General features: G+C 65.4%; 18 protein-coding genes and 2 tRNA genes. 12 read left to right on the plus strand and 8 right to left on the minus strand.

Annotated features, from left to right (window positions below; genetic code table 11):
* Positions 1-192 precede the first annotated feature (192 nt).
* Positions 193-1,368: a divergent polysaccharide deacetylase family protein gene (locus HCZ97_RS12825; protein ID WP_167689112.1), complete on the plus strand. Its 1,176-nt coding sequence runs from the start codon at positions 193-195 to the stop codon at positions 1,366-1,368.
* Between the two features lie 128 nt (positions 1,369-1,496).
* Here HCZ97_RS12825 and HCZ97_RS12830 read toward each other — a convergent pair whose 3' ends face one another.
* The 3 genes from HCZ97_RS12830 to HCZ97_RS12840 form a co-directional block, all read right to left on the minus strand.
* On the minus strand, positions 1,497-3,335 hold the full coding sequence (locus tag HCZ97_RS12830) for a SurA N-terminal domain-containing protein (RefSeq protein ID WP_167689113.1): 1,839 nt from the start codon (positions 3,333-3,335) through the stop codon (positions 1,497-1,499).
* Between the two features lie 98 nt (positions 3,336-3,433).
* Complete coding sequence (locus HCZ97_RS12835; RefSeq protein ID WP_167689114.1) at positions 3,434-4,606, minus strand: aminotransferase; 1,173 nt, start codon at positions 4,604-4,606, stop codon at positions 3,434-3,436.
* Between the two features lie 257 nt (positions 4,607-4,863).
* On the minus strand, positions 4,864-5,319 hold the full coding sequence (locus HCZ97_RS12840) for a helix-turn-helix domain-containing protein (RefSeq protein ID WP_167689115.1): 456 nt from the start codon (positions 5,317-5,319) through the stop codon (positions 4,864-4,866).
* A gap of 105 nt (positions 5,320-5,424) precedes the next feature.
* Between HCZ97_RS12840 and HCZ97_RS12845 the strand changes: the two genes are divergently transcribed.
* A complete protein-coding gene (locus HCZ97_RS12845; protein WP_167689116.1) occupies positions 5,425-6,291 on the plus strand; it encodes an NAD(P)H-binding protein in 867 nt (288 codons plus the stop codon).
* Between the two features lie 77 nt (positions 6,292-6,368).
* Here HCZ97_RS12845 and gpt read toward each other — a convergent pair whose 3' ends face one another.
* The 3 genes from gpt to fabI are packed head-to-tail and all read right to left on the minus strand — an operon-like array spanning position 6,369 to position 8,323.
* Positions 6,369-6,890: a xanthine phosphoribosyltransferase gene (gpt, locus tag HCZ97_RS12850; RefSeq protein WP_167689117.1), complete on the minus strand. Its 522-nt coding sequence runs from the start codon at positions 6,888-6,890 to the stop codon at positions 6,369-6,371.
* Positions 6,891-6,902: 12 nt separating this feature from the next.
* Positions 6,903-7,514: a LysE family translocator gene (locus HCZ97_RS12855; RefSeq protein ID WP_254871508.1), complete on the minus strand. Its 612-nt coding sequence runs from the start codon at positions 7,512-7,514 to the stop codon at positions 6,903-6,905.
* A gap of 2 nt (positions 7,515-7,516) precedes the next feature.
* Complete coding sequence (fabI, locus tag HCZ97_RS12860; RefSeq protein ID WP_167689118.1) at positions 7,517-8,323, minus strand: enoyl-ACP reductase FabI; 807 nt, start codon at positions 8,321-8,323, stop codon at positions 7,517-7,519.
* Positions 8,324-8,663: 340 nt separating this feature from the next.
* On the opposite strand from fabI, the gene pdxH reads away from it, so the two are divergent.
* From pdxH to HCZ97_RS12905, 9 genes are all read left to right on the plus strand, one after another.
* Entirely contained in the window at positions 8,664-9,284 is a 621-nt protein-coding gene (gene pdxH, locus HCZ97_RS12865) for a pyridoxamine 5'-phosphate oxidase (RefSeq protein ID WP_167689119.1), read from the plus strand.
* 149 nt (positions 9,285-9,433) lie between these two features.
* Positions 9,434-9,955: a cold-shock protein gene (locus HCZ97_RS12870; RefSeq protein WP_368484371.1), complete on the plus strand. Its 522-nt coding sequence runs from the start codon at positions 9,434-9,436 to the stop codon at positions 9,953-9,955.
* Between the two features lie 29 nt (positions 9,956-9,984).
* Positions 9,985-10,581 (plus strand): DUF192 domain-containing protein, encoded by a 597-nt coding sequence (locus HCZ97_RS12875; protein WP_167689121.1) that lies wholly within the window; start codon positions 9,985-9,987, stop codon positions 10,579-10,581.
* A 71-nt stretch (positions 10,582-10,652) separates the two neighbouring features.
* Positions 10,653-10,729, plus strand: a tRNA-Pro gene (locus HCZ97_RS12880).
* Positions 10,730-10,976: 247 nt separating this feature from the next.
* Complete coding sequence (locus HCZ97_RS12885; protein WP_217701784.1) at positions 10,977-11,531, plus strand: cytochrome b; 555 nt, start codon at positions 10,977-10,979, stop codon at positions 11,529-11,531.
* Between the two features lie 558 nt (positions 11,532-12,089).
* Positions 12,090-15,731, plus strand: coding sequence for a vitamin B12-dependent ribonucleotide reductase (locus HCZ97_RS12890; protein WP_167689122.1), 3,642 nt, complete (start codon positions 12,090-12,092; stop codon positions 15,729-15,731).
* Between the two features lie 221 nt (positions 15,732-15,952).
* Positions 15,953-16,183, plus strand: coding sequence for a DUF2188 domain-containing protein (locus HCZ97_RS12895; protein WP_167689123.1), 231 nt, complete (start codon positions 15,953-15,955; stop codon positions 16,181-16,183).
* A 158-nt stretch (positions 16,184-16,341) separates the two neighbouring features.
* Positions 16,342-17,334 carry a DUF456 domain-containing protein gene (locus HCZ97_RS12900; RefSeq protein ID WP_167689124.1) on the plus strand — a complete coding sequence of 331 codons (993 nt, stop codon included), beginning with the start codon at positions 16,342-16,344 and terminating at the stop codon, positions 17,332-17,334.
* Positions 17,335-17,466: 132 nt separating this feature from the next.
* Positions 17,467-19,440: an MDR family MFS transporter gene (locus HCZ97_RS12905; RefSeq protein ID WP_167689125.1), complete on the plus strand. Its 1,974-nt coding sequence runs from the start codon at positions 17,467-17,469 to the stop codon at positions 19,438-19,440.
* Positions 19,441-19,455: 15 nt separating this feature from the next.
* Here the strand turns inward: HCZ97_RS12905 and HCZ97_RS12910 are convergent, their stop codons facing one another.
* Both HCZ97_RS12910 and HCZ97_RS12915 read right to left on the minus strand, forming a co-directional pair.
* The gene (locus HCZ97_RS12910) at positions 19,456-19,917 is read right to left on the minus strand and encodes a disulfide bond formation protein B (protein WP_167689126.1); all 462 of its coding nucleotides are present in this window, start codon (positions 19,915-19,917) and stop codon (positions 19,456-19,458) included.
* Between the two features lies 1 nt (position 19,918).
* Complete coding sequence (locus HCZ97_RS12915; protein ID WP_167689127.1) at positions 19,919-20,497, minus strand: YqaA family protein; 579 nt, start codon at positions 20,495-20,497, stop codon at positions 19,919-19,921.
* A 277-nt stretch (positions 20,498-20,774) separates the two neighbouring features.
* On the opposite strand from HCZ97_RS12915, the gene HCZ97_RS12920 reads away from it, so the two are divergent.
* Positions 20,775-20,860, plus strand: a tRNA-Leu gene (locus HCZ97_RS12920).
* Positions 20,861-20,963 lie beyond the last annotated feature (103 nt).

Below are 20,963 nucleotides of genomic sequence, written 5' to 3' on the forward strand. Positions count from 1 at the left end.
GGCCGGATATGGTGGTATAGTCCGGCCCGGACCCAATAGCTGGGCAAAACCGGCCGGAAAGGCCGCGAACATCAATCCCGCGCCAGCGTCGCAGCGTCAAGGGCCTCCGTCGCGTTTACCGCGCTCCGGAGCGCTCGTGTCACGCGGTGATGGCGTGCGAAGCGGGGCCAACCCCGCAGGAAGGAGCATTCCGTGCTGCGCGGAACAATTACAGGTTTGATTTGGGGCGTGGTGGTGGCCATCGGGCTGCTGGTCGTGGCGCTAGGGCTGCTGCCCTATCCGCAGATCGGCCGGTCCGATGCCGTGGAGGAAACGGCAGTGGATGTGCCTGCCGAGGCGGCAGAGCCCGGCGCGGAACAGGAAATCGGGGAACCGGAAAGCGCAGCGCAGAGCGTGGAAGAGACCGCGCCGGGAGCGGATGCGGCTGAAGAGGCACCGCAGAGCGACGCGGCCCCGGTCGAGGTGACCGAGGAAGCTGAAGAGCCTGCCGCCACGGCGGCGCCAGAGGGTCAACCTGCACCCGAAGCCGGAGAAGGGCCCGAAGCTGATCCGCAGCCTGAAGCCGTTGAAACCCCGGATAAACCCCCGCCTGCGCAGCCCTTCCCGGAGCCTGAGCCGGCAGAAAACGGCCTGATCCGCCCGGAGCCGCAACCTGATCCCGAGGCCGGTGCCCAACCCGAGCCCGACGCACAGCCCACGCCGGATGCGCCGGCTCTGCCCGCGATCGAGAGCAACGCCATGCCCTTCGAGGGCGCGGATGGCCGGCCCCGCATGGCGGTGGTGCTGATCGACGAGGGGGATGCTACGCCGGCGCTGCTGAACCGCCTGCGGGAGTTCCCCCATCCGCTGAGCATCGCCATCGACCCCGCCCAGGAGGGCGCGGCAGAGGCCATGGCGCGCTACCGCGAGGCGGGTCTGGAAGTGCTGGCACGGGGCGACGCGGGGCAGGACTGGTTTGCCGCGCTGCCCGAGAGCGTGGGCCTGCTGGAAGCCGCGCCGGGCGCCCTGCAACAGGGCGCAGACGGGGCAACCGCGCTGGCCGCCCGCCTGTCCGAACAGGGCTACGGCCTGGTGCTTTATCCGGAGGGCGAGGACGTGGCCCGCAAGATCGCCGAACGCGAAGGCGTGCCGGCGGCAACGCTATTCCGTGAATTCGACGGCGCAGGCGAGGATCGCGCGCTGATGCGCCGTTTCCTGGACTTTGGCGCCAACCTGGCGCGGCCCGGGAACGGCGTGGTCATGCTGGGCCACCTGCGGCCGGAGACCCTGTCGGCCCTGCTGGTCTGGGGTCTGACGGACCGGGCCGATGGCGTGGCGCTTGCGCCGGTCTCTGCGGTGCTGACCGAAGGGCAGGCGGCGCAGGACTGAGCGCCCCGGCCCGTAAAAGAACAGATCCAAAGGAGTGGGCCGCGCAATTGCGCGGCCCATGTTGTTTAAGCAGGCTCTGGCGGCGATCTGAGCCCGGACCTTCCAGGTTTCGATGCACCTTCAGGGGCTTAGGGGAACTGAGCGTTCACCGCGTTCAGCGCTTCCTGGTTGATGTAGACCGACACGCCGTTGCGGATGTCCTGGGCGTAGATCTGGTAGAGGTCATTGGCCAGCGAGCTGGAGATCTGCTGCCCAAGTGCCGAGCGCATGGACTCCAGGTTGGGATCATCCTCTGCCGGGGGAGTGACGGTATCAAGCTGCACGATCAGCGCGGCATCGAAGCCTTCGGTCACACGGCGGCTGCCCTCTTCCATGGCGAAGACGAGATCGTTGAAGCCTTCGGGCGTGGAAAGAACCTGGCCGTTGCGCGTGACGCTTTCATCGGTCATCGGCGTCAGGCCGAGGTCGGTGAAGCTTGCACCGGCGTCCATCTCTGCCATCAGCTCTTCGGCACGGTCGCGGAAGGCCTTGCGGCGGGCATCGGCGATCCAGTCCTTGGCAACCTGGCTGCGGGCCTCATCGAAGGGGATCGGAGCGGCGGGCACGACTTCGTCCAGGCGCATGGCGAAGATGCCGCCATCGTCCAGCGACAGGATCGCGGGATAGTCCTCTTCCGTGAGGGCCTCTGCGGCTTCGGCGAAATCGGCGTAGGCGGCGATGCCGTCACTCATGCCCGGTGCCCAGTCGATGGTTTCCAGCGCCATGCCTTCTTCTTCGGCAAGCTCTTCCAGGGTGGCCCCGCCTGCCAGCAGGTCATCCGCCGGTTCGGTGGATTGCGTGACCAGGCGGCGCGCGGCATCGGCGGCCAGCTCATCGCGGATCAGGGCGGCGGCTTCCTCGTAATCGGTTGATGTTTCACCAAGAACCCCGTTCACGCGGAACAGGGCCGGGCCGAAATCGCTGGCGAGCGGGCCGACGACATCCCCGGAGGCGGCGTCAAAGACGGCCTCTCCGGCAGAGCCGAGATCCTCGACCGCCACATCGCCCAGGTCCACATCCGAGAGCTTCAGCCCGCGATCCGTGACCAGCGTGTCAAAGTCGACTTCACCGGCGGTCAGGCGGTCCATCGCGGTCTGCGCGGCCTCTTCGCTGGGGTAAACAAGGCGTTCGACAAGGCGGCGTTCGGGCTGTTCGAATTCGTCGATGCGCGCCTCGTACTGATCGCGGATCGCCTCATCGCTGATCTCGACTTGGTCGATCACCATGTCCGGCGAGAGCAGCGCATAGGTGATCCGCTTCTTCTCTGGCGCCGTGTAAGTATCTATATTCGCGTTGTAAAATTCTTCCAGCGCGGCATCGTCGGGTTCGGCGACCTCGTCCTGAAGCTGCGCGTAGGAGACGCGGGCATAGGTGATCTGGCGCGTTTCGGCGGAATAGGAAACCAGCGTATCCAGGTAGGCCGGCGGCATCCGCGTGGCGGAGATCACGGCGGTTTGCAGCAGGGAGCGCGCGCTTTCATCGCGCAGATCGGCCTCGAACTCGGAATCGGTCAGGCCGGCGTTCTGCAGCGCGAACTCGTAGCTGTCTCGGGAGAAATCGCCGTTCGGCCCCTGGAAGGCCGGGATCTGCATGATCGAGCGGCCCACGGTGTCATCGCCCACCGAAAGGCCCAGCGTTTCGGCTTCGACATCCAGTGCCCGATCGGTCACCAGGCCCGAGAGCACGGCGTTGGGAATGCCGAACATCTCTGCCTGCTGGAAGCCGATGGTCTGGCCGAATTGTTGAGACATTTGAGACATTTGGTTCTGAACGCCGTTGGCATAGGCGGTCAGGCGGATGGGCTTGTCCTCTACATGGCCGACTTCCTGGACGGAGCCGGAAAAGGAGGTGGCGCCGAAGCCGCCGAGGCCGACGACCAGCAGGCCCAGAAGGCCCCACATCAGCACCTTGGATTTCTTGTTCGCCATGGGGCTCCCTCTGCCGATAGCAAGCGCCTCTGGGGCGCCGTTTCTTCATTGCTGGTCTTGTTAAAGGCTTGCCCGACAAGGGGCAAGCGGACCCATCATCAGTTCGCGGTGAGGCGGTCGAGGAAGCTGGCGATCCCGGCGCTGTCGAGGTTGGCGAAGGCGACGCGCATCTGGGCCTGTCCGGCGGGGTCATCGGCCGGCATGAACATGGTGCCCGGCAGCATCAGGATGCCATGGGTGCGCACCAGTTCCGGCGCCAGATCGGCGGAGGATTTCCCAGTGGAATGAGAGAGATAGGCGAAATAGGCCCCGACGGAATGCAGGGTCCAGCCGGCGTCAGCCAGGCGCTCTTTCCCGGCTTCCATGGCGGCGCGGCGCGAGAGGATCTCTGCCCGTTCGCCGGCCAGCCATTGCGAGAGGTTCTCCATCCCCCAGAGCGCGCCGTGCTGGCCCAGCTGGGGGGCGCAAATGGCCACGGTATCCTGGAACTTCTCGATTTCTGCAAGCAGGGCTTCGGAGGTGACGATGGCGCCGGTGCGGTGACCGGTCAGGCGATAAGCCTTTGAAAAGGAATAAAGTTGCACCAGGGTATCGTCCCAGTCGGGGTCCTGGAACAGCGCGTGGGGGGCCTCAGTCGAGGCATGGAAATCGCGATAGGTCTCATCCAGCACCAGCCGGAGGCCGCGCGTCCGGCAGAGGTCGCGGAAGGCCGCGATCAGCTCCGGCGGGTATTCGCGGCCCGTGGGATTGTTGGGCGTGACCAGCACGATGGCGCGGGTGCGCTCCGTGATCAGGGCGGCGGCGCGGTCGGGATCGGGCAGGAAATCGCTTTCGCAGGGCAGCGGAACGGCCCGGACGCCGGACATGTCGAGCCACATTTTATGGTTGAAGTACCAGGGGGTTGGAATAAGAACTTCATCCCCTTCACGGGTCAGCGCCATCATGGTGGCGCAGAAGGCCTGGTTGCAGCCCGCGGTGATCGCCACCTGGGCCGCGCGCAGGGTGCCGCCATAGGCCGCGGACCAGTCTGCCGCGATCCGGGCGCGTAGCGCGGGCAGGCCCAGGACGGGGCCGTAAAGATGCGTCTCGGTCTGGTCCAGCGCCTCTTTCATGGCGGCGACCAGCGGCGCGGGCGGCGGGGCCACTGGGGCCGCCTGGGAGACATTGATCAGGGGCCGGTCCGGGGGAAAATCCACCCCCGCGATCCAGCGCCGCGCCTCCATCACGGGGGGCAGGAAGGTGGCGGAGGTGCGGGTGGAAAAGGCGGTCATTCAGGGGTCTCCGAAAGGGCGAAAAAGCGGGTCGGTGGCGCGTCTGTATCGTGTCGGTATGACGTCGGTATCACGTCGGTGCGCAGCGCGCGGTCCGGTGAGGCCCTGGTAAGGCTTTCACGGGGTTGGCCGGACGCTAGCAAAGCGCCCGGAGAAGGGGAAGCGGCCGTGGGGTAGGACGGCGCTTGGGACGCCGGTTTCGCGTGCCGCAGGGCGCGGGGGGCGCAATCATGGCCCGGTTAAGCGGCGCGCCATCCTTAGCCCTCAAGCGCGTCGTAGGCGGCGCGGGCGGCGCGGATCTGTTCATGAGCGCCGGAGGCCCAGTGCAGCAGCCCGGCCACCGGGACCAGCGCGGCCTCACCCAGTGAGGTCAGCGCATATTCGACCGAGGGCGGCTTGGTCGGGAAGACCTGGCGCGAGACCAGCCCGTCGCGTTCCAGCATGCGTAGGGATTGGGTCAGCATCCGCTTCGAGATATCCCCGACCTCGCGTTGCAGGGCGCTGAAGCGGCGGGGCTGCTCTGACAGGGCGACAAGGATCAGCAGGCTCCACTTGTCCCCGACGCGGGCCAGCACGTCGCGCACCGGGCAGGCGCCCAGGTTTGCATCCGCCCCGGGGGCGAAACCGGCGGCGGAGTTGCGGGAAAAGCCGCGCAGCACTTCCCGGGCAGCGGGGGTCAGGACGACGGGGTTACCCGGATGTTCCCTGGTCATGAATTACTGCCTCCTTCACGGGCGCGGCCAATAGGTCTAGATATGAGACCATATCGCAATTTGAGACCATCCGGAAGGCTGGTCGATTCCCTGAAAGGACAGAACATGGACGGAAAGATCCTCGTCACCGGTGCATCGGGCCAGCTGGGCTCCCTCGTGGTCAGTGAGCTGCTCAAGCGCGTCGCGCCGGAGCAGGTGGTGGCGCTGGTGCGCCGCGAAGAGGCGGCCGCGCCGCTGAAAGAGCAGGGCGTCGAGGTCCGCATGGGCGCCTATGGCGATGCGCCGGCCCTGGCCGCCGCGATGAAGGGCATCGACCGGGTGCTGCTGATTTCGGGCAGCGAAGTGGGCAATGACCGCCAGGCTCAGCATGCCAGCGTGATCGAGGCCGCCAAGGCAGAGGGCGTGAGCCTGATCGCTTACACGTCCATCCTGCGGGCCGAGGAAAGCGGGCTCTGGCTGGCCGTCGATCACAAGGCGACCGAAGAGGCGATCCGCGCCTCTGGCCTGCCTTTCGCCTTCCTGCGCAACGGTTGGTACACGGAGAACATGCTGATGGGCCTGGCGCAATCGCTTGAGGCCGGGGCCTTTATCGGGGCAAGCGGCAAGGGCCGCTATGCCAGCGCCGCCCGGGCCGATTACGCCGAGGCCGCCGCCGTGGTCCTGACCTCCGACAGCCCGGAAGGGACCTATGAGCTGGCCGGATCGCAAAGCTACGACATGGAAGAATTCGCCGCCGAGGCGGGGCGTCTTGCCGGCAAGGAGGTTGGCTATGCCGATATGCCCGAGGCCGCGCTGAAGGACGTTTACCTGAAAAGCGGCCTGCCGGAGGTTGTGGCGCATATGCTGGCCGACAGTTCCGCCCATGCCGCCAACGGCGACCTCAACGGCAGCAGTGCAGAGCTGGAGGGGCTGATCGGGCGCAAGTCATCCGATTGGAAAGAAGACCTGGCGGCGGCTTACAAGGCGCTCTGAGGTCTGAGGGATAAAAAGCAAACGGGCGGCCTGCTGGGGCCGCCCGTTTTCGTTTGGGTCGCGATGCGGGTCTGGGATCAGTCCTTGCCGCGATAGGGTTCGACGTATTGCAGCGCCATGTCCCAGGGGAAGAAGATCCATGTATCCTGGGAGACCTCCGTGATGAAGGTCTGGACCTGCGGGCGGCCCTGGGGTTTGGCGTAGACCGTGGCGACATGCGCCTTGGGATAGAGCGAATGCACCAGTTCCAGCGTCTTGCCGGTGTCCACCAGGTCATCGATGATCAGGATGCCGGTGCCGTCACCCATCATCTCTGCATCGGGGGATTTCAGCACCTCTGCCTCGCGGCGCTGATCGGCCTTGCCGCCGCCGGAATGGTAGGATTTCACGGAAATCGTATCCACGGTGCGAATGTCCAGCTCACGCGCGACGATCATCGCCGGGGCCATGCCGCCGCGGGTGATGGCCACGACGGCCTTCCAGGCGCCGCCGTCCATGGGACCGTGGTTGTCCAGGCGCCAGGCCAGCGCACGGGAATCGCGGTGCAGCTGGTCCCAGGAAACGTGGAAGCCTTTTTCATGGGGCAGGAATTCAGTCATGACTCTGATCCTTCAGGTCGTGGCGATCTTGAGGCCCAGGGCGGCAAGCCCGGCCCCGAGGACGCGGTCGATGGGTGCCTTGAGGCGGGTATAGCAGGCCCTGGCCCGCGAAAGCGAGAAGAGGCGCGCCAGCAGGATGTTCCAGGCGGCTTCATTGAAGAAGACCACGGCCAGCACCGCCGCGAAGGTCGCGGGATCGGCATGGGGCGGCACCAGGGTGATGAAGACCGCGCCGAAGAAGATGGCCGGCTTGGGGTTGGCCAGCTGCGTGGTGATCCCCAGCAGCGTCAGCCGCAGGGGAGAGCGGCGCAGCGGCTCTGCGCCCTCGATCACCAGCGGCGTGGCGGCACCGCGCCACATCTTGATGGCGATCCAGACAAGGTAGAGCGCGCCGATCAGCTTCATCGCGATCAGCAGGCGCGGCGCGACCTCGAACAGGGCGGCCAAGCCGAAAAGCGCGGCACAGGCCCAGACCAGCGCCCCGATGGCGAGCCCGAAAGAGAACATCACGCCGGCATGGACCCCGCGCGTCATGGAGACGCGCATGGTCATCAGCACGGCGGGTCCGGGGCTCATCGCGGCCAGCAGGTGGACCGCGAAAACGGGGAGCAGGACGGCGAGCAAGGTCAGCTCTTGTCGATGTCGGGCGCGTCGACGGCTTTCATGCCGACGATGTGGTAGCCCGAATCCACATGCAGGTTCTCACCCGTCACGCCGGAGCCGAGGTCCGACAGAAGGTAGAGGGCGGATTTGCCCACGTCCTCGATCGTCACGTTGCGGCGCAGGGGGGAGTTCAGCTCATTCCATTTCAGGATGTAGCGGAAATCGCCGATGCCGGAGGCGGCCAGGGTCTTGATCGGGCCGGCAGAGATCGCGTTGACGCGGATGCCGTCCTTGCCCAGGTCCTCGGCCAGGTATTTCACCGAGGCTTCAAGCGCGGCCTTGGCAACACCCATGACGTTGTAATGGGGCATGACCTGTTCGGCGCCGTAATAGGTGAGCGTCAGCATGGAGCCCCCGTTGGGCATCAGCTTTTCGGCACGCTGCGCCACGGCGGTGAAGCTGTAGACGGAGATGTCCATGGTCATGGAGAAGTTGGCGCGGCTGGTGTCGATGTAACGCCCGCGCAGCTCGCCCTTGTCGGAGAAGCCGATGGCATGGACGATGAAATCGATCTCGCCCCATTCGGCCTTCAACGCGTCGAAGGCTGCGTCGATGGAGGCTTCGTTGCCCACGTCGCAGTCATACAGCCTGGTCACGCCAAGCTTGTCGGCCAGCGGCACGACGCGTTTCTTGAATTGTTCACCCATATAGGTGAAGGCCAGCTCTGCTCCTGCATCCGCAAGCGCCTGGGCGATGCCCCAGGCGATGGATTTGTCATTCGCCAGCCCCATGATGAGGCCCCGCTTGCCCGCCATCAGAGTGTTCGCCATTCGCGCTCTCCGCCTTCTGCTTTTCTGCCCGGTCTGATCCGGTCAGACTCCTTTAGGCGATAGGGGGGAGCGCTTCAAGTCTGCCGGGCCCGTGGGCGGGGGTCGCTTGGGACGCGGTTTGAGGCTGTGATCACGATGCCGCGGTGCCCTGGGGCGCGCGGGGCCCGGGCGTTTTTGCGAAACGGGGCTTGCAGGAATGTGCGGGCGTCAAGGGGGCAGGGGCTGCGGCCGGGGGGCTTTGCGTCAACAGCTGGCGCGAATTCAGACGCCGGGCCGGGGCGGGCCTTGCCCTTGAGACATCGCTCGCGGTATTGCGGATCATCATCAGGAGAACATGCCCATGTCTGATCCCAACGGGCCCGATCGCACCGGAATCTTCGCCGGCGAGGACCCCTTCCAGATTGCCCGCAACTGGTTGGCCGATGCCGAAGCCATCGAGATCAACGACCCGAACGCCATTGCCCTGGCCACTGTGGATCCCACCGGCCTGCCCAATGTCCGCATGGTTCTGCTGAAGGATATCCTGAACGACGGTTTCGTCTTTTATACGAACTATGAAAGCGTGAAGGGCAAGGAGCTGGACAGCGCCGGCAAGGCGGCCTTCGTGATGCATTGGAAGACCCTGCGCCGCCAGCTGCGCGTGCGCGGAGAGATCACCCGTTTCGACGGGCCGGAAGCGGATGCCTATTACAAGTCGCGCTCGGTGAAGTCGCGCCTGGGGGCCTGGGCCTCCAAGCAGTCCCAGCCGCTGGACAGCCGGGCCACGCTGATGGCCGAAGTTGCCAAGGTCTCTGCCAAGAAGGGGCCCAATCCGCCACGCCCGCCGTTCTGGGGCGGCTATAGGATTACCCCTGTTGAGATAGAATTTTGGGCTGATGGCGCCTTCAGGTTGCATGATCGGTTCCGCTGGTCGCGCGAAAGTGGAACTGATTCATGGGTTGTTAACCGTTTGAACCCTTAATTTCGCGGATATGTCTGCCTGCGATTCGGCGCGGCCTGCCTAGTGGCGTCGGATCACGATCTTTCCTGGGCAAATTTATACGTATGAGTAATGTGTTGCCGCTGCCGGTCGGGACAGGGCGGGGGCGGGCAAAGACGGTGGGGTATCAAGTGAACCAGCGAGAAAACATCAGCCGGACCGTCGAAGGCCGGGTGAAATGGTTCGATCCCGTGCGGGGTTTCGGGTTTGTACTGGCAGAGGGCGGCGGCAAGGACATCTTGCTGCACGCCAATGTGCTGCGCAATTTCGGCCAGAACTCGGTCGCGGAGGGCGCGCGCGTGTCCCTGGTGGTCCAGAGCACGGACCGCGGCGAACAGGCGATCGAGGTTCTTCAGATCGAGCGGCCGGAGGGCGGGACGATCCCGCTTGCCGATTTCGAGGAATTCACCGCCGAGCAGATCCGCGATCTGCCGCTGGAACCGGCACGGGTGAAATGGTTCGACAAGATCAAGGGCTTCGGATTCGCAAATGTCTTTGGACGCGCCGAGGACGTCTTTATACATATCGAGGTATTGCGGGCCTCTGGCCTGGCGGATCTAGGGCCCGGAGAGGCCGTCGCCCTGCGCATCGTTGACGGCAAGCGGGGCCGCATGGCATCCGAGGTGAGCGCCTGGGAAGCCGCGATCAAGTAACCGATGCCCGGCGCAGAAGAGGACGCTCCATGAGACTGCCGATCACCCGGGCCATCCGTTTCACCGCTCTTGCGCTGGCCAGCCTGGCCGCGGCGCCGATTTTCGCAGAAGAGGCCTGCCGCCCGGACCGGGTTGAGATCCGGTCAGACAATGGCGTGGCGCGCTTTCGCGTGGAACTGGCCGTGACGCCCGAAGAGCGCGCCCGTGGGCTGATGTTCCGGGAGCAGATGTCGAGCGGCGCGGGCATGTTCTTTGTCTTCGAAGCGCCGGGTCCGCGCAGTTTCTGGATGAAGAACACGCTGATCCCGCTGGATATCCTCTACCTCAATCCCGATGGGCGGGTGCAGGCGATCCGCACCGGCAAGCCGCAGGACACCACGTCGCTGCCCGGCGGGGACAACGTGCAATACGTGCTTGAGATCAACGGCGGGCTGGCCGCGCGCATGGGCATCGCCCCCGGCGCGGTGCTGCGCCATCCCCGGATCGATCCCGCGCTGGCCGCCTGGCCCTGTGCCGACAGCGATCCGGTCGCGCCCGCCGAGGGCGACGGCCCGTTGCCGGAGCCGGCGACAGATGCAGCAGGAGAGGCTGACGCAGGGTCCGCACCCGCGCCCGTCCTGCAATAAGCGAAAGCCACTGAAAGGCGACGGAAACGTCTTTTCAATTGCCACGGGCTTCGCTAAAGAAGCGCACGGTCCGGGGCGTAGCGCAGCCTGGTAGCGCATCTGTTTTGGGAACAGAGGGTCGGGAGTTCGAATCTCTCCGCCCCGACCATTTTCCAACCCTCCGCAGGCGGAAGGTTGAGAGCAAAGGCCCGGCGTAGGGGAAACCCCGCGCCGGGCCTTTTCCGTTTCAAAGGGGTGCGCGGGTTTCAGGGGGCCTTTGCCGGGGGTGCTCACCCAGGCGTGACCGGGTCCGTCTTGCCAAGCGCCGCCGGGCAGGCAAGATCGCGCCGCCCGCCCAGGCATGGCTTCGGTCTACCAAGGCGCCCTTTTCCAGAGCGTTCCTGACGGAGACTGACATGACAAGCCCTTCCCCCCGCAGCGGTCTGATGGACCGCCCCGACAGCTATGGCCCGGTCACCCGCGTGCTGCATTGGGCCATGGCCGCCTTGCTGGCCTGGCAATGGCTGGGCATGGCGGTGAAGCTGGTGCTGGGGCGCCAGCCCTTGGCGGCCTTTTTCGTGGGTACGCATGCCAGCGTCGGTCTGATGCTGCTGGCCCTCATCCTGCTGAGGCTTGTCTGGGCGGGGCTGAACGCGGGGCGGCGGCCCCCGCATGGGGACGGATGGCTGGGCAAACTGGCCAAGGCCGGGCAGGGGGTGCTCTATCTTCTGCTGCTGGTGGTGCCGTCGCTCGCGCTGCTGCGCGCCCTGGGCGGGACGCGCCCGTTGCGCGCCTTTGGCACAGAGGTTTTTGCGGGGCGGGAGACTGCCGTGCCATGGATGACCGCGCCGGCCGATGCAGTGCATGGGTTTCTGGCCTGGACGCTGCTGGTGCTGGTGACGGGGCATGTGCTGATGGCGCTGGTCCATCAATGGCTGCTGCGCGACGGCACGCTGCGCCGCATGGCCTGAGGGCCGCATCGCCGCGCGGGATTCGCAGGAAAGGCGTGACCAATTCGGGGGCGATTCTCTGCCGGTTGCCCCCAGATCTGGTAGGGACGAGCCAGAACCCCTCGCGATATCTGGTGGTTGAACCTAATTTATTAACAAAAGCTTATCCTCAGCACGCTGTGGAGAAGTTCACGCATATCCTGAGCCACGCCGGCAAATGGTCTGTAACAAAAGGGCTTTTTCCGACCCGGCGGCAGGGGATGGTTTTGGCCTGAGAATCGCGGCCCTGGGGATAACAACGGTCAACAAAAATAATCCAAAAAAACATGACAAATGGAATTGACCGATACGCGTACAATACCGCAGATTGACCCGGCGAGGGGAGTATCCACTAGATGTAGTGGGCCCAAGCTAAGTAGACAGAGCAGGACAGGACGCCCGGCGAAGGGCCTTCCTCACCCGCGTTGCGGGGCGGTCTTCTTTTGTCTTCCACAGCGCTTCCATCGCCAAGCTTTCAGCAGACCGGCCGCCGCACGGCCGGGACGTTCAAACCGCACAATCTGACGATGAGGCCCAGGCATGAAGATCGAGCGCAAGTTCACCCAAGCAGGAAAAGACGCCTACGAGGGGCTGGAATTCCGCACCACGGTGTCCGAGATCCGCAATCCCGACGGCACGATCGTCTTCCGGCTGGATGAACTTGAAGTGCCGGTCACCTGGTCCCAGGTTGCCAGCGACGTCATCGCGCAGAAGTACTTCCGCAAGGCTGGCGTGCCCAGCAAGGTCAAGAAGGTCCGCGAGAAGGACGTGCCGGAGTTCCTGTGGCGCTCCGTCCCGGCCGAGGGCGCGGAGATGGGCGGAGAGACCTCTTCCAAGCAGGTCTTCGACCGGCTGGCCGGCGCCTGGACCTACTGGGGCTGGAAGGGCGGCTACTTCAGCACCGAGGCTGACGCGCGCGCCTATTTCGACGAGATGCGCTTTATGCTGGCCACCCAGAGGGCCGCGCCCAATTCCCCGCAGTGGTTCAACACCGGGCTGCACTGGGCCTATGGCATCGACGGTCCGGGGCAGGGCCATTATTACGTGGATTACAAGACCGGTAAGCTCACCAAGTCCAAGAGCGCCTATGAACATCCCCAGCCGCACGCCTGCTTCATCCAGTCCGTCAAGGACGACCTGGTCAGCGATGGCGGCATCATGGACCTTTGGGTGCGTGAAGCGCGGCTGTTCAAGTACGGCTCCGGAACCGGCACCAACTTCAGCTCCCTGCGGGCAGAGGGCGAGCGGCTGTCGGGCGGGGGCAAATCCAGCGGCCTCATGGGTTTCCTGAAGATCGGGGACCGGGCCGCAGGCGCAATCAAGTCGGGCGGCACGACCCGTCGAGCAGCGAAGATGGTGATCGTGGATGCCGATCACCCGGACATCCAGGAATACATCAACTGGAAGGTGAAGGAGGAGCAGAAGGTTGCCTCCATCGTCGCCGGGTCCAAGATGCACGAGCAGAAGCTGAACGCGATCTTCGGCGCGATCCGTCAATGGGACGGCGTGTCCGAGGACGCGGTGGACCCGGCCAAGAACCCCGCGCTGAAGGCCGCGATCCGCGACAGCAAGAAGACCGCGATCCCGGAGACCTACATCAAGCGGGTGTTGGATTACGCCAAGCAGGGCTATTCCAGCATCGAGTTCCCCACCTATGACACGGATTGGGACAGCGAAGCCTATGCCAGCGTGTCGGGCCAGAACTCCAACAACTCCGTCCGGGTGACGGATGCCTTTCTGAAGGCGGTCAAGGAAGATGCCGACTGGGAGCTGATCCGGCGCACCGACGGCAAGGTGGCAAAGACCATCAAGGCGCGCGACCTCTGGGAAGACATCGGCCATGCGGCCTGGGCCTGTGCCGATCCGGGCATCCAGTACCACGATACCGTCAACGCCTGGCACACCTGCCCGGAAGACGGCGCGATCCGGGGCTCCAACCCCTGTTCGGAATACATGTTCCTGGATGACACCGCCTGCAACCTGGCGTCGATGAACCTGCTGACCTTCCTTGAGGATGGCAGCTTCCAGGTCGACGATTACATGCATGCCACGCGGCTCTGGACACTGACGCTGGAAATCAGCGTGACCATGGCGCAGTTCCCGAGCAAGGAAATCGCCCAGCTGTCCTATGATTTCCGTACCCTGGGCCTGGGTTATGCCAACATCGGCGGGCTGCTGATGAACATGGGCTATAGCTATGACAGCGACGAGGGGCGCGCGCTTTGCGGGTCGCTGACCGCGATCATGACCGGCGTGGCCTATGCCACCAGCGCCGAAATCGCCGGAGAGTTGGGTGCCTTCGCGGGCTATGAACGCAATGCCGATCACATGCTGCGCGTCATGCGCAACCACCGCAACGCCGCCTATGGCGCGACGGAGGGCTACGAGGGGCTGGACGTGAAGCCGGTGCCGCTGGACCTGGTGAACTGCCCGGACGAGCGCCTGCCGCAACTGGCCATGTCCGCCTGGGACGAGGCCGTCCGGCTGGGCGAGCGCAACGGCTACCGCAACGCCCAGACCAGCGTGATCGCCCCCACGGGCACCATCGGCCTGGTCATGGATTGCGACACCACCGGGATCGAGCCCGATTTCGCCCTGGTGAAGTTCAAGAAGCTTGCGGGCGGCGGCTACTTCAAGATCATCAACCGCTCGGTCCCGGCCGCGCTGGAAAAGCTGGGCTATGGCTCTGCCCAGATCGAGGAAATGATCGCCTATGCGGTGGGCCACGGATCCCTTGGCAATTGCCCGGCGATCAACCACACCTCCCTGATCGGGCACGGCTTCGGCCCGCGTGAGCTGGAAAAGGTCGATGCCGCCCTTGGTAGCGCCTTCGACATCCGCTTCGTCTTCAACCAGTGGACCCTGGGCGAAGAGTTCTGCCGCGAAACGCTGGGCATCCCGGCGGAGAAGATCAACGATCCGGCCTTTGACCTGCTGCGCCACCTGGGCTTTACCCGGGCGGAAATCGAGGCAGCCAACGACCACGTCTGCGGGACCATGACGCTGGAAGGCGCGCCCTTCCTCAAGGACGAGCACCTGAGCGTCTTCGACTGCGCCAATGCCTGCGGCAAGAAGGGCAAGCGCTACCTGTCGGTCAACAGCCACATCACCATGATGGCGGCGGCGCAAAGCTTCATCTCCGGCGCGATCTCCAAGACGATCAACATGCCCAATGACGCCACGATCGAGGATTGCAAGGCGGCCTATGAGCTGTCCTGGTCCCTGGGCATCAAGGCCAATGCGCTGTACCGCGACGGCTCCAAGCTGAGCCAGCCGCTGGCCAGCGCCCTGGTGGAGGATGACGACGAGGCCGCCGAGATCCTGGAGAGCGGCAACGCCCAGGAAAAGGCCGCCGTCCTGGCCGAGAAATTCGTGGAGAAACTGGTCATCAAGGAAGTGGCCCGTGGCCGCGAGAAGATGCCGGAACGCCGCAAGGGCTACACCCAGAAGGCCATCGTGGGCGGGCACAAGGTTTACCTGCGCACCGGCGAATACGAAGGCGGCAAGCTGGGCGAAATCTTCATCGACATGCACAAGGAAGGCGCCGGCTTCCGGGCGATGATGAACAACTTCGCCATCGCGGTGTCGGTCGGCCTGCAATACGGCGTGCCGCTGGAGGAATTCGTGGATGCCTTCACCTTCACCAAGTTCGAACCGGCGGGCATGGTGCAGGGCAACGACAGCATCAAGAACGCGACCTCGATCCTGGATTACATCTTCCGCGAGCTGGCCGTGTCCTACCTGGACCGCACGGACCTGGCCCATGTGAAGCCGCAGGGCGCGACCTTCGACGATATCGGCCGGGGCGAGCAGGAGGGGGTGTCCAACATCCGCGAACTGTCCGAGGGCGCGGCGACCAAGTCGCTGGAAGTGCTCAAGCAGATCTCTTCCACGGGCTACCTGCGCAAGCGGCTTCCGCAGGAACTGCTGGTGCTGAACGGCGGGCTGGGCGATGCGGCGACCATGGCGGCGCCCTCTGTCGCGGTGGCCTCCGGCGCGGCGGCGGCAGCGGCGACCACGACGGCGATCAGCTCTGGCTCCGTTTCGATGGATGCGCGGGCCAAGGCCAAGATGCAGGGCTATGAGGGCGAGGCCTGCGGCGAATGCGGCAATTACACCCTTGTGCGCAACGGCACCTGCATGAAGTGCAACACCTGCGGGGGAACCTCGGGCTGCAGTTAAGAGTTTAAAGGTCGGGGCGCGGCACACACAGGTCCGCGCCCCGGCTTTTTCCGAAGGACGATGGCACGTTTCGGGAACAAGTGAACTCGGCTCTTGCGAGTTGCGTGATCCAGGGGAACAGGCCTCGACGTGTGAGATCAATTTCGTGCCTAACCATGCAGGGATTTCCGCAAGGAGGTCCCTGGTTTTCCAGAAACTGCTATGACCAAGGAGAAATTCTCATGGCAAATCCCGAAGACTATTGGGCGGCATCTCACCCCGACGGCGGATGGCAAGTGCGCCGCGAAGGGAACGAAGAGGCGACCGAGCGTTTCGATACCCAGGAAGAGGCCTGGGAACGTGCCAAGGAGCTGGCACGCGGCACGAAGGGCGAGGCCTACCTGCAAGCGGAAGACGGCACGATCCGTGAGCGCAATACCTACGGGCATGATCCCGTGCGCACGAAAGGCTGAGCACCGGCGGTGATTTGCCGGGGGCCTTTTGGCCTTGGCTTTCAGCCGACCTGCGGGTCGTCAGCAGACGGCAATCAGAGATCAGGGCCGCCCTTCGGGGCGGCCTTTTCCCTTGCGTAACGGGGTGTTACGGGTATGTCTCTGCGCAGGAGGCTGCCATGGAATATACAGAAGACGCCCCGCATGAGGCGGGCTTTGCCCGGGTTTTCGCAGAGGAGGTCTGGCCGGTCTATGCCGCCAGCCGGGAAGAGGCCGAGCGCGTGGCGCGCCGCGCGTCCCGTCTGGGCTGGTCGCTGGCCGGGGTGGGGGCCGCGATCGCGGTGGGCTTCTTCCTGTTCGATCCGCTGGGCGACACGGTGATGTCGCGCTTCATCGGCCTGTTCGCCGGGGTCTTCATCGCGATGATTGGCCGCGCGCTGTGGGAGGCCAAGCGCCGCCGTTTCAACGCTGCCGTCAAGGCCGAGGTGGCGCCGGTGCTGGCGCGCTTTGCCGGGATTGCGCGTTATGAGTCCGACCCGTCCGCGGGTTTCGTCAATCTGTCGGGGCTGTCGGCGGCGCGCATGGTCGGCAGATCGAGCGGGTCAAGCGTTCAGGATGGGTTCTCCGGCGCGTGGCGCGGGGTGGATTACCGCATGGCGGAGCTGCGCCTGACCCGGGTGGAAAGCTACCACCAAGGCGGCAAGCGCAGGACGCGCACGGTGGTGGTCTTCGCCGGTCTGCTGCTTGAGATGGCGGTGCCACGCCGCGTCCCGGTGATCCGGATCGAGCCGCGGGCAAAGTGGAAGACCCACAAGCGCCTGCGCCCCGACGGGCTGCACCCGGTCGACATGGGCACGGGCCCGGGCGCGGGCGAATACCAGGTCTGGTCCACCCAGCCGCAGGACGCGGGCGAGGTGATCAGCGGCCTGTTCCTGGATGCCCTATTGGAGGTCGCCATGGTCCGCGGGCTTGAGCCCAAGGCGCTTTCGGCGCGCTTCGAGGGGCAGCAATTCCAGCTTCTGATCGAGGATCGGCGCAAGTTCCTGGAGGTCGAGGCCTTCGAAGTCGGGCCAGAGGAATTCCGCGCCAGCGTGCGCGCCGCCCTTGCGGACCTGGCGCTGGCGCGGGTCATCGTGGATCGGCTGGTCGAGGGGCCCACGGGCGCGCAGTAGGGCGCGCGCCCGTTGCCGGGGCCGGGCCGATGGGCGGCGGCGCGCATCCGCGTGGTTTGCGTGCAAAAAGTCCTTTGAACATCGCGGGATGCAGCTATCCTTAGGTCATCTCCTGCCTGAAGGACGCGCTGTATGACGGACCCGAGACCGATCCCGACCCGGACGGAGATCTTCACCATTTTCGGCGCGCTGATGCTCGTGATGCTCATGGCATCGCTTGATCAGACCATCGTGGCGACGGCGCTGCCCACCATCGTGGGCGAGCTGGGCGGCATGACCCACCTGAGCTGGATCGTCACGGGCTACATGCTGGCCACGACCATCTCGACCCCGCTTTATGGCAAGCTGGGCGATCTTTACGGGCGCAAGCTGGTGATGCAGGCGGCCATCGGGCTGTTCCTGCTGGGATCGGCGCTCTGCGGGATGGCCCAGACCATGGGAGAGCTGATCGCCTTCCGCGCCATCCAGGGGCTGGGCGGGGGCGGGCTGATGGTGGTCAGTCAGGCGGCCATCGGCGATATCGTCAGCCCGCGCGACCGGGGCAAGTACCAGGGGATCTTCGGCGCGGTCTTCGGCGGCTCCACCCTGATCGGGCCGCTACTGGGCGGCTTCATCGTGGAACATGCCTCCTGGCGGTGGATCTTCTACGTCAACATTCCGCTGGGTTTGCTGGCCTTCGTGGTGATCGGGCTGGTCTTCAAGGCGCCCCCCGCAACAGGCGGCGCAAGGATCGACTGGCGCGGATCGGCGCTGCTGGCGGTGGCGCTGTCCTCTGTCGTGCTGCTGGCCAGCCTGGGCGGGCACGAGGTGCCCTGGGGCAGCCCGCTGGGCATCGCCATGATGCTGGCGGCGGTGCTTTGCACGGCGGGTTTCCTGTGGACGGAGGCCCGCGTGGCAGAGCCGCTTTTGCCGCTGAGCCTGTTCAAGAACCGCAATTTCGCCGTGTCCACTGCGGTCAGCTTCATCGTCGGGATCGCCATGTTCGGGGCGATCACCTACATGCCGACCTATCTGCAGGTGATCCGGGGCGAAAGCCCGTCAGACGCGGGCCTGGCCATGGCGCCGATGATGGGGGGCATGTTGCTAACCTCTATCGTCAGCGGTCAGATCATCAGCGCCACCGGGCGGTACAAGTTCTTTCCCGTGGCGGGCACGGCGATCATGGCCCTCGGCCTGCTCTTGCTGTCCACCATCGGGACGGAGACCGCGGGAGTGCGCGTCTCTGCCTACCTGATGGTGCTTGGCCTGGGGCTGGGCATGGTCATGCAGGTGCTGATCCTGGCGGTGCAGAACGCCGTGGATTACGAGCTTCTGGGCGTGGCGACATCGGGCGCGACGCTGTTCCGCTCCATCGGGTCTTCGGTGGGGGTGGCGATCTTTGGCGCGATCTTCACCTCTGGCCTGCTGGCGCGGCTTGAGGTCACGCTGCCCGATCACCTGGACGTGGTGCAGGCCACCAGCGCAGAGGCCGTGGCGGCGCTGGATCCGCCCGTGAGAGAGGCCTATTTCGCGGCCTTCACCGCTGCGCTGTCGCCGGTCTTCGTCATCGCCGCGCTGGCCGCTCTGCTGGCCTTCGCGCTGTGCTGGATGATGAAGGCGGTGCCGCTGAAGACGCGGGCCGGCGCGGTGGATACGGGCTGGATGAGCCCGCGCGATGCCTCCAACCTGGAAGAGCTGACCATGATCCTGGACCGGATCACCCGGGATGAGAACCGCTGGGAAGCGCTGACGCGCATTGCCGCGGGGCTGAACATGGACATGCCGCCGGACGGCTTGTGGCTGATGGCGCATCTGGACCAGCAGGGCGGCACGCTGTACCCCGCCGCGCTGGAGGTGCAGTTCCAGGCAACGCCGGGCCGCATGGGACCGGGGGTGGCCTGGCTTGTGAACCGTGGCTACGCGGTGCAGGAGGGCGGCCAGTTGCGCCTGACCGCCGCCGGGCAGGAGGCCACCACCGTCATGACAGAGGCCTACCTGGACCGGCTTGAGGATTTCGTGGCGCGCTGGAAGCCCGAGGACCATGCCGAGGTGCGCGAGAGGCTGCTGGAGATGACACGGTCCCTGATGAACGGTCTGCCGCTGCCCCAGCACGACGCGGCCGCCTGAGGGCGGCGGCGCCTCTCAGGCGCGGCGGGTGTAGGCGTAAAGCCAGACCCCGACCAGCACGAGCGAGGCGATGGCGTTCCAGCTTGCCATGGAAAGTCCGCCGAGGGACCAGGCGACCTCATCACAGCGGATGAGGGGCGCGGTCATGATCTGATCGAAAAGTTCGCCGGTGGAGATGCTGCCCGGATCGGAGCTGGTGCAGGTGGTGGGGCCTTCGAAGATCCCGCGCTCCACCCCCGTGTGATAGATCCCGATCCCGGCCGTGATCGCCGCTGCCAGTGCGCCCGGCAATGCCAGCACCCGCTTACCGGTGGCCAGGGCCGCGACCCCGATCAGCACGGCGGCCAGGTGCGGCCAGCGTTGCAGGATGCACAGGTGGCAGGGGTGCAGCCCGCCGATGAACTGGAAGCCGAGCGCCCCCAGCAGAAGCGCGGCGGACCCGCCGGAGGCTATCAGGACAGAGGGTCGGAAATTCATGTCAGAGGTACTTCACCAGGAAAAATCCTCCGATCAGAACCACGCAGAAGAGGGTCAGGACAAGCCCGAGCCGCTTCTCGATGAAGTCACGAATGGGTGAGCCGAACTTCCACAGCAGACCGGCGATGATGAAGAACCGCAGGCCGCGCGCGACGATGGAGGTCACGATGAAGGTGCCCAGCGGCATCGCCGTCCAGCCCGACATGATGGTGATAACCTTGTAGGGGAAGGGCGTCATGCCCGCGATCAGCACCGCCCAGAAACCGGCATCGTTGAAGCGCTGGTTGAAGGCGTCGATGCCGTCGGCCTTGCCGAGATGTTCCAGGATGGGGCGGCCGATGCCTTCGAAGGCGAACATGCCGATGCCGTAGCCGAAGAGCCCGCCCAGCACGGAGGCGACCATGGCGACCAGCGCGATCAGGAAGGCGCGGCTGGGCGCGGCGATGATCATGGGGATCATCAGCAGATCCGGCGGGATCGGGAAGAAGGAGCTTTCGATGAAGGCGACGACAGCAAGGGCCCAGAGCGCATAGGGGCTGTCGGCCATGCGAACGGTCTTGTGGTAAAGGTTTTTGAGCAAAATCTTTGGGTCCTGTTGCGCCCCGCGCGGGGGGCCTTGGCAATGGACCTCAGAAATCATGCGGCGGTGCAGCGGTCAAGCGATTGGGCCGGGTCCTTGCAGCACGAGGGGCGTTTGCCGCCGAGGCGGCGGTTTCACGGGCGCTCGGGCGCGAGCAGGACGGGGCAGGGCGCATATCCGCGATTATCGCCCTTCGGAGCGGCATTTCGCGCACGCATTCCTCTGGACCTTCGCGCGCGGCCTCGTTAAATCGGAGCGGCACAGCGCGCTGCGCCGGGCCCAAGTGGCGGAATGGTAGACGCAGGGGATTCAAAATCCCCCGACTTAACGGTCTTGTCGGTTCGAGTCCGACCTTGGGTACCATCTTCATCTTCAGTTTTTTTCCGAATGATCGCACGCCGTCAGGGCGGGCCCTTCACGCGTTTTCCCGCGGTCTCCGAATCTGCGCTGCCGCCGCGGCGCGCCC

The sequence above is a fragment of the Pseudooceanicola sp. HF7 genome (genome assembly GCF_011806405.1).
GTDB lineage: Bacteria > Pseudomonadota > Alphaproteobacteria > Rhodobacterales > Rhodobacteraceae > Pseudooceanicola.

Bases quoted from the DNA above. Each gene is read 5' to 3' on its own strand.
- HCZ97_RS12830 (WP_167689113.1), bottom strand. From the start codon at position 3,335: ATGGCGAACAAGAAATCCAAGGTGCTGATGTGGGGCCTTCTGGGCCTG.
- HCZ97_RS12835 (WP_167689114.1), bottom strand. From the start codon at position 4,606: ATGACCGCCTTTTCCACCCGCACCTCCGCCACCTTCCTGCCCCCCGTG.
- HCZ97_RS12840 (WP_167689115.1), bottom strand. From the start codon at position 5,319: ATGACCAGGGAACATCCGGGTAACCCCGTCGTCCTGACCCCCGCTGCC.
- HCZ97_RS12845 (WP_167689116.1), top strand. From the start codon at position 5,425: ATGGACGGAAAGATCCTCGTCACCGGTGCATCGGGCCAGCTGGGCTCC.
- gpt (WP_167689117.1), bottom strand. From the start codon at position 6,890: ATGACTGAATTCCTGCCCCATGAAAAAGGCTTCCACGTTTCCTGGGAC.
- fabI (WP_167689118.1), bottom strand. From the start codon at position 8,323: ATGGCGAACACTCTGATGGCGGGCAAGCGGGGCCTCATCATGGGGCTG.
- pdxH (WP_167689119.1), top strand. From the start codon at position 8,664: ATGTCTGATCCCAACGGGCCCGATCGCACCGGAATCTTCGCCGGCGAG.
- HCZ97_RS12875 (WP_167689121.1), top strand. From the start codon at position 9,985: ATGAGACTGCCGATCACCCGGGCCATCCGTTTCACCGCTCTTGCGCTG.
- HCZ97_RS12885 (WP_217701784.1), top strand. From the start codon at position 10,977: ATGACAAGCCCTTCCCCCCGCAGCGGTCTGATGGACCGCCCCGACAGC.
- HCZ97_RS12890 (WP_167689122.1), top strand. From the start codon at position 12,090: ATGAAGATCGAGCGCAAGTTCACCCAAGCAGGAAAAGACGCCTACGAG.
- HCZ97_RS12895 (WP_167689123.1), top strand. From the start codon at position 15,953: ATGGCAAATCCCGAAGACTATTGGGCGGCATCTCACCCCGACGGCGGA.
- HCZ97_RS12900 (WP_167689124.1), top strand. From the start codon at position 16,342: ATGGAATATACAGAAGACGCCCCGCATGAGGCGGGCTTTGCCCGGGTT.
- HCZ97_RS12905 (WP_167689125.1), top strand. From the start codon at position 17,467: ATGACGGACCCGAGACCGATCCCGACCCGGACGGAGATCTTCACCATT.
- HCZ97_RS12910 (WP_167689126.1), bottom strand. From the start codon at position 19,917: ATGAATTTCCGACCCTCTGTCCTGATAGCCTCCGGCGGGTCCGCCGCG.